The 9739-nt window shown below is 66.9% G+C and carries 12 protein-coding genes and 1 pseudogene; all 13 read left to right on the forward strand.

Features of this window, described 5'->3' with window-relative positions; all coding sequences use genetic code 11:
* Positions 1 to 128: 128 nt before the first annotated feature.
* The 13 genes and pseudogenes from ACRDPS_RS25550 (at position 129) to rplQ (ending at position 9697) form a co-directional block, all read left to right on the forward strand.
* A pseudogene (locus tag ACRDPS_RS25550) lies at positions 129 to 1165 on the forward strand (LLM class flavin-dependent oxidoreductase).
* A gap of 308 nt (positions 1166 to 1473) precedes the next feature.
* The gene (locus ACRDPS_RS25555; protein ID WP_431504483.1) at positions 1474 to 2793 is read left to right on the forward strand and encodes an ATP-binding protein; all 1320 of its coding nucleotides are present in this window, start codon (positions 1474 to 1476) and stop codon (positions 2791 to 2793) included.
* Positions 2794 to 2822: 29 nt separating this feature from the next.
* Complete coding sequence (locus ACRDPS_RS25560; protein ID WP_431504484.1) at positions 2823 to 3272, forward strand: roadblock/LC7 domain-containing protein; 450 nt, start codon at positions 2823 to 2825, stop codon at positions 3270 to 3272.
* Between the two features lie 31 nt (positions 3273 to 3303).
* Positions 3304 to 3648, forward strand: a complete 345-nt coding sequence (locus ACRDPS_RS25565; protein WP_431504485.1) for a DUF742 domain-containing protein — start codon at positions 3304 to 3306, stop codon at positions 3646 to 3648.
* Entirely contained in the window at positions 3626 to 4216 is a 591-nt protein-coding gene (locus ACRDPS_RS25570; protein WP_431504486.1) for a GTP-binding protein, read from the forward strand. The genes ACRDPS_RS25565 and ACRDPS_RS25570 overlap by 23 nt, the downstream gene beginning before the upstream one ends.
* A 40-nt stretch (positions 4217 to 4256) precedes the next feature.
* Positions 4257 to 5510: a styrene monooxygenase/indole monooxygenase family protein gene (locus ACRDPS_RS25575; protein ID WP_431504487.1), complete on the forward strand. Its 1254-nt coding sequence runs from the start codon at positions 4257 to 4259 to the stop codon at positions 5508 to 5510.
* A 233-nt stretch (positions 5511 to 5743) separates the two neighbouring features.
* Positions 5744 to 5965 (forward strand): translation initiation factor IF-1, encoded by a 222-nt coding sequence (infA, locus tag ACRDPS_RS25580; protein WP_011757309.1) that lies wholly within the window; start codon positions 5744 to 5746, stop codon positions 5963 to 5965.
* Between the two features lie 29 nt (positions 5966 to 5994).
* Complete coding sequence (gene rpmJ / locus ACRDPS_RS25585) at positions 5995 to 6108, forward strand: 50S ribosomal protein L36 (RefSeq protein WP_038503151.1); 114 nt, start codon at positions 5995 to 5997, stop codon at positions 6106 to 6108.
* A gap of 190 nt (positions 6109 to 6298) precedes the next feature.
* Complete coding sequence (gene rpsM, locus ACRDPS_RS25590; RefSeq protein ID WP_431504488.1) at positions 6299 to 6676, forward strand: 30S ribosomal protein S13; 378 nt, start codon at positions 6299 to 6301, stop codon at positions 6674 to 6676.
* An 86-nt stretch (positions 6677 to 6762) separates the two neighbouring features.
* Complete coding sequence (gene rpsK, locus ACRDPS_RS25595; protein WP_091052417.1) at positions 6763 to 7164, forward strand: 30S ribosomal protein S11; 402 nt, start codon at positions 6763 to 6765, stop codon at positions 7162 to 7164.
* A gap of 34 nt (positions 7165 to 7198) precedes the next feature.
* On the forward strand, positions 7199 to 7807 hold the full coding sequence (gene rpsD / locus ACRDPS_RS25600; RefSeq protein WP_431504489.1) for a 30S ribosomal protein S4: 609 nt from the start codon (positions 7199 to 7201) through the stop codon (positions 7805 to 7807).
* Positions 7808 to 7956: 149 nt separating this feature from the next.
* Entirely contained in the window at positions 7957 to 8973 is a 1017-nt protein-coding gene (locus ACRDPS_RS25605) for a DNA-directed RNA polymerase subunit alpha (RefSeq protein WP_008361061.1), read from the forward strand.
* 208 nt (positions 8974 to 9181) lie between these two features.
* Entirely contained in the window at positions 9182 to 9697 is a 516-nt protein-coding gene (rplQ, locus tag ACRDPS_RS25610) for a 50S ribosomal protein L17 (protein ID WP_431504490.1), read from the forward strand.
* Positions 9698 to 9739 lie beyond the last annotated feature (42 nt).

Consider the following 9739-nt stretch of genomic DNA (forward strand, 5'->3'; position numbering starts at 1 on the left):
ACCGCGACCACACCTCTGCCGGATAAGCCACCGCAACACTCCTTCATCAGGGATGTTGCTTAGACCGCTGGATTCCGCCGACGTCTCGGCCGGAATAAGTGACGCCTCGGCGGGGGTTGGGATCTGACGTGAAGCTGAGCGTTCTCGATCTCGTCCCGGTTCGTAAGGACCAGTCCTCCGCGGATGCGCTGGCGGCGACGCTGTCGCTGGCCAAGGTGGCCGACGATCTGGGCTACGAGCGCTACTGGCTGGCCGAGCACCACAACATGCCGGCCGTGGGTTCGACCAACCCGCCGGTGCTGATCTCCCTGGTGGCCGGCGCGACGGAGCGGATCAGGGTCGGGTCCGGGGGAGTGATGCTGCCAACCACGCGCCGCTGGTGGTCGCCGAGCAGTTCGCGCTGCTCGAGGCGGCGTTCCCGGGGCGGATCGACCTGGGCATCGGCCGCGCGCCGGGGACCGACCCGGTCACCTCGTGGGCGCTGCGCCACGGTGCCGGGGGAGTCACCGACGATGCCGTCAACCGTTTCCCGGAGTATCTGGACGACATCGTCGCCATGATGGCGCCCGAGGGCGTCGGGCTGATGGCGGGCGGGCGCCAGCACGTCCTGCACGCGACGCCGTCGGCCAACACGGTCGCCGAGCTGTGGCTGCTCGGCTCCTCCGACTATTCCGCTCGCCTGGCGGCCACGAAGGGCCTGCCGTACGTCTTCGCCCATCACTTCGCCGGCGACGGCACCTCGACCAAGGCGATGATCGAGATCTACCGCTCCACCTTCGAGCCCTCGGAGCTCCTGAGCGAGCCGAAGACGTTCCTGACGGTGAACGCGAGCGTCGCGGAGACCGCCGAGGAGGCCGAGCGCCGGGCGCTGCCGCAGCTGCTGACCATGCTCAAGCTGCGCACCGGTCAGCCGCTGACCGCGCAGCCCAGCATCGACGAGGCGGAGAAGACCGAGATCCCAGAGGCCCACCAGGGACTCATCGACACCATGCGCCGCCGCTGGATCATCGGCTCCGCCGCGTACGCCAGGGCCAGCCTGGCCGGGATGGCCGATGAGTACGGCGTGGACGAGGTGATGGTGAACCCGGTCGGGTCCGCGTACGAGGGAACCGACCCGCGCACCGGACCCGCCCGCGAGGAGACTTTGCGGCTGCTGGCAGGCTGAGACAGGCTCGCCCAACGGTTCGGGACATCGTCTCGAGGCGGGACGGCGCGCCTGAACAAGATGGGCACAGGGACCTAGGACACTGTCTGGTTCCGGGCGCGTGTCGATACGCTCGCGCACTGGTTGTGCCAATCTTTTCACCGCTCTGTTTCCTTTTCCACAGTTGAAAGTGCCGCCTCATGACACGCTGGAGCCTGCGCAGGTTGACGCGCCGGGCACCCAAGGCTGCGACGCTCTCTGAGCAGTCAGATCCGGGTCTTGCTCGCTCATTTCCTCCGACCAACACGCAGGGTTCGCCCTTTCCGCAGGTGCCGCCGCCCGCCGCGGCTTCGTCGGTCCCGGCTCTGCCGCCGCAGGAGGAGGACGAGGCCTGGCCCGAGATCATGGAGCAGTTCGGTCTTCACATGATCAGCCTGGCCGAGCAGATGCGCATCTCGCTCGACGGGCTCGAGTCCGACGAGGACGACCCCGACCGGCTGCGGAGGCTCTACGAGGTCGACCACGCGGTCACCCGGATGCGCCGCGCCAGCCGCGACATGCGCACGCTCGCCGGACGGGCAGAGGACGAGATGGGCGGCACCGACACCTCCCTGCTGGACATCATCAGGATGGCGCTGTCGAGCATCGAGCGCTACAACCAGGTCGCCATCGGCCGGGTGAGCGACCTCGCCGTCATCGGGTACGCCGCCGATGACATCGCCTGCCTGATCGCCGCGCTTCTGGACAACGCCACCAAGTACTCGCCGGGAACGGTGTCGGTCAACGTCCACCTGGCCGATGCCGGCAACGTGCTGTTCCGCATCGAGGACACCGGGATCGGGATCCCGGAACGGTCGGTCGGGCGCCTCAACGCGCTGCTGGCCGGCCCGATCGTAGAGCTGGTCAGCAAGTCCGGGAGCCACACGGGATTCCCGGTGGTGCACCGGATCGCTCGCAAGTACGACATCGACGTGCACCTCGCCACCAGGCCGAGCCCCGGCAACGGGATGATCGCGATGGTGACGGTGCCGGCCCAGCTGCTGTGCGACGTGCCGCTCGTGCCGATCGAGCCGGCCGAGCTGCCGAGGACGGGCCCGGCCACCGGCAGCATCTCGGTCCTGCCTCCCGCTCCGCGCCAGCGCGGACCCCAGCAGACGCCGCAGCAGACGCCGCAGCAGGCGCCGCAGCCGAGGCCGCTGCAGCGGCCCCAGCCGGGGCTTCAGACGGGTTCGCAGCAGGTCCTGCCGATGCGCCAGCCCTGGCCGGAGACCAGCGGATCCGCACCGGAGCCCACCGCCGAGCCGGCTCGTGAGCCCGTGTCCAAGCCCGTACGTCTCCCATCGGCCCAGTTCGCGCCGGCACCCACGCAACAGCCCTCGCCGGAGATCTCCGCCGACACGATGAAGACCCCGCTCCCCACTGCGGTGGCTGGGACGGATGAGGCGAACGGGGCCTCCGCGGCCGACGAGCAGAGCGGACCAGTAGAGTCCGGGGCGCTCCCACGGCGGGAGCCGGTCAGCCTGCGCGACAAGCAGACCGTGCGCGAAGCAGCCGTTGGGCCGCAGACCCCCGAGGGCTCACCCGAGGAGAAGTCGTCGGCCCGACACTCCTTCGCCGATGATCTCGACGCGTTCTCACTCGGCAGGTAAGTCCCAGCAGTGAAAGGAACTCTTTCGTAATGGAAAGCCCGGTCGTCCCCCGCGACCCCAAGGAATTCAGCTGGCTGATCGACAACTTCGCCAGCTCCACACCTGGAGTGACGCACGCTCTCATCGTTTCCTCCGACGGGCTCCCGTTGATCGGCGCGGGTGGGATGAGCGCCAACCTCGCCGACCCGCTCGCCGCGATGACCGCCGGCGTGATCAGCCTCGGCAACAACATCGCCCGCGAGGTCGGCGAGCCCGGCTGCGACCAGGTGATGCTGAAGTTCCACACCGGTCATTTCCTGTTCATGGGCATCGGTGACCTCGCCGGTTTCGCGGTGCTCGTCGGCGCCGGTGTGAACCTCGGCGTCGTCGCCCACAAGATGGCTCAGCTGGTCGACGCCGTGGGTCACGTGCTCACTCCGCAGATGCGCGACGAGCTGCGCCAGATGACGGTCAGCTCCATGGCCGGGGAGCGGGCGTGACGCGGCCTCAGCGGGTGAACCGGAGGCCCATATGACGACCAACCCATGGGTACGTCCCTACGTACTGACCGGCGGTCGCACCCGGACCAAGCACCAGCTGTACGTGCACACGCTGGTCTCGGCAGCACACTTCGACGCGCGGGCCGCTTCCAAGCTGGCACCCGAGTCACGCAAGCTCTATGACCGCGTACGTCTCGGGCCGCAGTCGGTCGCCGAGCTGTCGGCACACAGCGGTATCTCTCTCGGTGTGACCCGCGTGCTGCTCGAGGATCTGGCCTCGACCGAGCACCTGCAGATCAATGACGGGGCATACGACTCCCCGTTCGACCACCGTCTGTTGAAGAGAGTTATCGATGGCCTTTCCGAGCTCGGCTGACCGTCCGACCCCGACCGTCACCTCCGCCAAGCTCGTGATCGCAGGCGGTTTCGGCGTCGGGAAGTCCACCATGGTCGCCTCGGTCTCCGAGATACCCCCGGTCAACACCGAGGCGTGGATGACGCAGGCCGCCAGCTCGGTGGACCCGCTCTCCGACGAGAGCGCGAAGACCACCACCACGGTCGCGATGGACTTCGGCAGGGTGACCCTCGCCCCCGACCTGATGCTCTACATGTTCGGCACGCCGGGGCAGCCCCGATTCTGGCCGATGTGGGACGACCTGTGTCGCGGCGCCAGCGGTGCCGTCGTACTCGTCGACACACGCAGGCTCGACGCGTCCTTCCCCGCGGTCAACTACTTCGAGAACGACACCGACGTGCCGTTCATCGTGGCGGTGAACCTGTTCGACGGGAAGCTGACCCATCCGCTGGAGAAGGTGCGGGACGCGCTCTGCCTCGAGGACCGCACCCCGCTGGTGACCGTGGACGCTCGCGACCGCAGGTCGACGGCCAAGACGATGGTCGCCTGCCTCTCGCACACGATGAAGACCACCCCCACCGTCGCCTGAGGGCGACGAGGCGTCTCAACTCCGAAGGAGCAATGTTCCAGTGCGCAAGATCCTGATCGTCGGCGCCGGACAAGCGGGCCTGCAGCTCGCCCTCAGCCTCCAGGTCGAGGGCTACGACGTGACGGTCATGTCGGCGCGTACGCCCGACGAGCTGCGCGACGGCTGGCCCACGTCGACCCAGGTCATGTTCGAGCCCGCCCTCAACACCGAGCGGGCCTACGACCTGAACCTGTGGGAGGACGAGGCGCCCCGCATCCGCGACGTCGGCATCTCGGTCAGCCCGGAGCCCGGCGTCCGCGCGCTGAAGTTCGACGGGCCCTGGCAGCCGTACGCCATGTCTGTGGACCAGCGTCTGAAGATGTCCACCTGGCTCGAGCTCTTCGAGGATCGCGGCGGCCGGATCATCTACCACCCCGTGATGACCTCGGACCTGGCCGGCCTGGCGCCGATGTACGACCTCACCCTCATCGCCGCGGGCAAGGGCGAGATCGTCGAGCTCTTCGATCGCGACCCGGTCCGGTCCAAGTACGTCACCCCCGGCCGCGCGCTGTCGGCGATCTACCTCCACGGCATGGTCGAGCCCGACGACTTCCCTGCCGGAAGCATGCGGATCAATGTCGCGCCGGGGGTGGGCGAGCTGTTCGTGATCAGCAACCTGACCATGTCCGGTCCGAGCCGGGTAGCGTTCGTCGAGGCGATCCCGGACGGACCCTTCGACTGCTTCTGGGATCGCCCGAAGCCGGAGGAGCACCTGCGCCGGCTGCGGCATGTGATGCAGGAGCACATGCCGTGGGAGGCCGATCTGCTGCGGGACGCCGAGCCGACCGACGCTCGCGCCTCGTTGTCGGGATCGCTCACCGGCACGATCCGCAAGCCGTACGCGGAGATCGCCGAGGGCACCTACGTCCTCGGGATGGGTGATGTCGTCGTGCTGAACGACCCGGTCGCGGGGCAGGGCTCCAACAGTGCGGCCCACTGCGCCGGGATCTACACCAAGGCGATCGTTGACCGCGGGGACCAGCCGTTCGATCCCGAATGGATGCAGGCCACCTTCGAGACGTTCTGGGAGGACCGCGCCCAGCATTCGACCGGCATGACCGACGCGCTGCTCAACCCGCTGCCCGAGCACGTGCAGCAGGTGCTCGGCGCGGCCTCGCAGCATCAGCAGGTCGCCGACCGGTTCTGCAGGCTCTTCCCGCACCCCGAGGACCTTGGTCCCTTCCTGGGCAACCCGGAGGCGGCACTCGCGTACGTCGCGAAGGTGGCCGAGGCCGACGCGGCCACCGGGGCTTGACGATTAGGGCATTGCTGTTCTAGAGGTCTAACCTTGGTAGTCGGTCCAACGTGGGTCTGTCTCGTCGTGCCTCGCGGCTGCCCGGTCAGCGCGCTTCTGTGCGCTCGCGGGTGAGACATGCAGATGGCTTCACGAGGTCCACTCCGGTTTCTCGGAGAGGTTCCCGGACCGCCCGCGGATCACCTGATCCGTGGTTTGAACGGTAGATGACCGACCAACAGATTGCAGAGGGCATGCCGAAGAAAGAAGGCGTGATCGAGATCGAGGGCACCGTAGTGGAGGCCCTCCCCAACGCTATGTTCCGCGTGGAGCTGAGCAACGGGCACAAGGTTCTCGCCCACATCAGCGGCAAGATGCGACAGCACTACATCCGGATCCTTCCTGAGGACCGCGTGGTTGTGGAGCTGTCCCCCTACGACCTGACGCGTGGTCGGATCGTCTACCGGTACAAGTAACCAAGCCGGACGATCAAGAAAGGGCTGACATGAAGGTCAACCCGAGCGTGAAGAAGATCTGTGACAAGTGCAAGGTGATCCGTCGCCACGGCCGCGTCATGGTGATCTGCGACAACCCGCGCCACAAGCAGCGCCAGGGCTGAATCCAATTCGAGCCCTCCGGGCTCGGGCCTCTTCGAGGGCCGGATCCGGGGTCTTGCGGGACAACTGAATATTCGCATCGAGTCGCTAGGACGTCAGTCCGAAGTCACCTCCGGAGCAGAGGCCGGAGCCCGAGGGTGCCACCCCGGGACGCGACCCGACCGACACCTCTGAATGAACCTAAGGAACACGATGGCACGCCTCCAAGGTGTTGACCTTCCGCGCGACAAGCGTGTGGAGATCGCTCTCACCTACATCTACGGCATCGGCCGTACCACCTCGCAGAAGCTCCTCGAGGCCACCGACGTCAACCCGAACACCCGGGTGCACGCTCTGGCTGAGGACGAGCTGGTCAAGCTCCGCGACGAGATCGAAGCCCAGGGTATCCAGACCGAGGGTGACCTCCGTCGTGAGGTCCAGGCTGACATCCGCCGCAAGATCGAGATCGGCAGCTACCAGGGTCGCCGCCACCGTCAGGGCCTCCCGGTCCGCGGTCAGCGCACCAAGACCAACGCGCGCACCCGCAAGGGCCCCAAGCGCACCGTCGCCGGCAAGAAGAAGACCAAGTGATCCGACGCCTGTACCGGAATTTTCCGGGCAGCGTTGATCCGGCCTTCGCCTCGATCTCACAGACCAGCCAACACAGGAGTTAATGCATGCCTCCGAAGACCCGACAGGGTGCGACGAAGGTTCGTCGCAAGGAGAAGAAAAACGTCGCTCAGGGCGAAGCCCACATCAAGAGCACGTTCAACAACACGATCGTCACGATCACCGACCCGACCGGTGCGGTGATCTCGTGGGCCTCGGCCGGCACCGTCGGTTTCAAGGGCTCGCGCAAGTCCACCCCGTTCGCCGCTCAGATGGCCGCCGAGGCCGCTGGTCGTCGGGCGATGGACCACGGCATGAAGAAGATCGACGTCTTCGTCAAGGGCCCGGGCTCGGGCCGCGAGACCGCGATCCGCTCCCTGGGTGCGATCGGCCTCGAGGTCGGCACCATCCAGGACGTCACGCCGGCTCCGCACAACGGTTGCCGTCCGCCCAAGCGCCGTCGCGTTTGATCCCCACCGAGACATAGAAGGAGACTGAAGAGTAATGGCTCGTTACACCGGACCCATGACCCGCAAGTCGCGCCGTCTCGGTGTCGACCTTGTCGGCAACGACGCGGCGTTCGAGAAGCGCCCCTACCCTCCCGGCCAGCACGGCCGCGGCCGCATCAAGGAGAGCGAGTACCTCCTCCAGCTTCGTGAGAAGCAGAAGGCTCGCTTCACCTACGGCGTGATGGAGAAGCAGTTCCACTCCTACTACGCCGAGGCCCACCGCCGCGGTGGCAAGACCGGTGACAACCTGCTCCAGCTGCTCGAGGGCCGCCTGGACAACGTCGTCTACCGTGCCGGGTTCGCCCGGACCCGCCGCCAGGCCCGCCAGCTGGTCGTTCACGGCCACTTCCTGGTCAACGGCAAGAAGGTCAACGTGCCTTCGTTCCAGGTCACCGCTCACGACGTCATCGACGTTCGCGAGAAGTCCCTGGAGATGACCCCGTTCATCGTGGCTCGCGAGACCCACGGCGAGCGCGTCGTCCCGGCTTGGCTCGAGGCTGTCCCCGGCCGGATGCGCATCCTGGTTCACCAGCTCCCGGTCCGGGCACAGATCGATGTGCCGGTCCAGGAGCAGCTGATCGTCGAGTACTACTCGAAGCTCTGATCGGCGCTACGCAGTAACCACGGTGAGTCCCCGGCGTTCAAACTTCACACAAGAGGTACGCCGGGGCCTTGCCGCCCCCACAGCCTTCCGTCATCACCCCTTGAAGTTCGGGTCCGTCAAATAGCGGTCGGCCCGGAAAGGACAAATCAGTGCTTATCGCACAGCGCCCAACCCTGTCGGAAGAGTCCGTCGAGGAGTTCCGCTCCCGCTTCGTGATCGAGCCCCTCGAGCCGGGCTTCGGTTACACGCTGGGCAACTCTCTTCGGCGCACCCTGCTCTCCTCGATCCCCGGTGCCTCGGTGACGTCGATCAAGATCGACGGCGTTCTCCACGAGTTCTCGACCATCGAGGGCGTCAAGGAGGATGTCACCGAGATCATCCTCAACCTCAAGGGTCTTGTCGTCTCCTCCGAGCACGACGAGCCCGTCACCATGTACCTGCGCAAGTCCGGTGCCGGTGACGTCACCGCTGCCGACATCGCGCCGCCGGCCGGTGTCGAGGTGCACAACCCCGACCTGAAGATCGCGACCCTGTCCGACAAGGGCAAGATCGAGCTCGAGCTCGTCGTCGAGCGTGGCCGTGGCTACGTCTCCGCCGTTCAGAACAAGGGTGCCGAGAACGAGATCGGCCGCATCCCGGTCGACTCGATCTACTCGCCGGTCCTCAAGGTCAGCTACAAGGTCGAGGCCACCCGTGTCGAGCAGCGCACCGACTTCGACAAGCTCGTCATCGACGTCGAGACCAAGCCGTCGATCGCTCCCCGCGACGCGATCGCCTCGGCCGGTAAGACCCTCGTCGAGCTCTTCGGTCTGGCTCGTGAGCTGAACGTCGACGCCGAGGGCATCGACATCGGCCCGTCGCCGGTCGACGAGCAGCTCGCCGCCGACCTCGCCCTCCCGGTCGAGGACCTGCAGCTGACCGTCCGCTCGTACAACTGCCTCAAGCGTGAGGGCATCCACACCGTGGGTGAGCTCATCTCGCGCTCGGAGCAGGACCTGCTCGACATCCGCAACTTCGGCGCCAAGTCGATCGACGAGGTCAAGCTGAAGCTGCACGAGATGGGCCTGTCCCTCAAGGACAGCGCTCCCGGCTTCGACCCGTCCGCCGCCCTCGCCGCCTACGGCGACGATGACGACGACGCCTTCGTCGAGGACGAGCAGTACTGAGTTCATAGCGCCGGGCCAGGCGGCTTCGCCGCGGCCCGGCGTTTGATCCCGCGAGTGGGAGTCGGGTCCATGCGGCCCGGCGTTTGATCCCGCGAGTGGGAGTCGGGTCCATGCGGCTCGGCGGAGAATGTTTCACCACCATGGAAATCGCAGCAGCAGCTGCGTCTACCCCGGTACCTAGTACGGCCGGAGAGAAGGAGCAGGCTCGATGCCTAGCCCGAAGAAGGGTGCCCGCCTCGGCGGTTCGCCCGCGCACCAGAAGCTGATCGTCTCGAACCTCGCCACCGCGCTGTTCGAGAACGGCCGCATCACCACCACCGAGGCCAAGGCCCGGCACCTCCGCCCCGTCGCGGAGAAGCTGATCACCAAGGCCAAGAAGGGTGACCTGCACAACCGTCGCGAGGTCCTCAAGACCATCCGCGACAAGTCCGTCGTGCACACCCTCTTCACCGAGATCGCCGAGCAGTTCGCGGAGCGTCCCGGTGGCTACACCCGGATCACCAAGATCGGTCCCCGCAAGGGCGACAATGCTCCGATGGCTGTGATCGAGCTCGTCACCGACGCCTACGAGCCGAAGACCAAGGCTGCTCCGGCCGCCGCGGCTCCGGTTGTCGAGGAGAAGGTCGAGGAGGCGCCGGTCGAGGAGACCGCTGCCGAGGAGACCGCCGAGGTCGAGACCGAGGCTGCCGCCGAGGCGACCACCGAGGACGAGTCCAAGGCCTGATCTGGTTCTGAGCAGTGGCCCGTCACCCGTGAGGGTGACGGG

This window comes from Nocardioides sp. (assembly GCF_050699375.1).
In the GTDB taxonomy this organism is placed as follows: Bacteria; Actinomycetota; Actinomycetes; order Propionibacteriales; family Nocardioidaceae; genus Nocardioides.